This is a genomic window from Mesorhizobium sp. M7A.F.Ca.AU.002.02.1.1, assembly GCF_003998535.1.
In the GTDB taxonomy this organism is placed as follows: Bacteria; Pseudomonadota; Alphaproteobacteria; order Rhizobiales; family Rhizobiaceae; genus Mesorhizobium; species Mesorhizobium ciceri.
Genome location: NZ_RZPB01001442.1, coordinates 1 through 559 on the forward strand (window position 1 = coordinate 1; position 559 = coordinate 559).

General features: G+C 61.2%; 1 protein-coding gene and 1 pseudogene. One reads left to right on the top strand and one right to left on the bottom strand.

The features are described 5' to 3' along the window. A partial coding sequence (locus EN879_RS38240; protein WP_127274825.1) for an MBL fold metallo-hydrolase occupies positions 1-371 on the bottom strand: 371 nt, incomplete at its 3' end. Between EN879_RS38240 and EN879_RS39615 the strand changes: the two are divergent. Further along, positions 370-559: pseudogene (locus EN879_RS39615) on the top strand (hypothetical protein); the annotation flags it as partial. The gene EN879_RS38240 and the pseudogene EN879_RS39615 overlap by 2 nt on opposite strands.

Genomic DNA, 559 nt, shown 5'->3' on the forward strand with positions numbered 1-559 from the left:
GAGACAGGTATTTTCGGTGCGCCCTGCTCGCCTTGCCGCTTGGCTTCCAGCAGGCCGGCGCTGAACGGCGTCATCCAGACCGGCGCCTTCAGCTTCGGCCATGTGTCGAGCAGCGCGCCGTAATGGTCTTCATGCGCATGCGTGATGATGATGCCGCGCAGATTGGCGAGGTTCTCCTCGATGAAGCGTGTGTCGGGCAGCACCAGGTCGACGCCCGGCAGGCTGGCATCGGGGAAGGTCACTCCGACATCGATGACGATCCATTCGCGCGCGCTGGGCGGCCCGTAGCCGTAAAGAGCGAAGTTCATGCCGATCTCGCCGACGCCGCCGAGCGGCACGAAGACGAGTTCGGCGTTTTCCGCTTTCGCCATGATTTTTCCCTTCCTGGCCCTCAGGCCAAGCTCAAAAGCAATTCCGGGAAAAGTGTGTAACGGTTTTCCCACCGGAGTTGCGCAAAAACAAACAGTTAGAACCGTTCATGAACGGCCCTATGCCCTGGCCGAAGCGACCGCGCCGAAATGCACATCGCCGGCGGCGATCGTCCGAACCGAACCTTCAT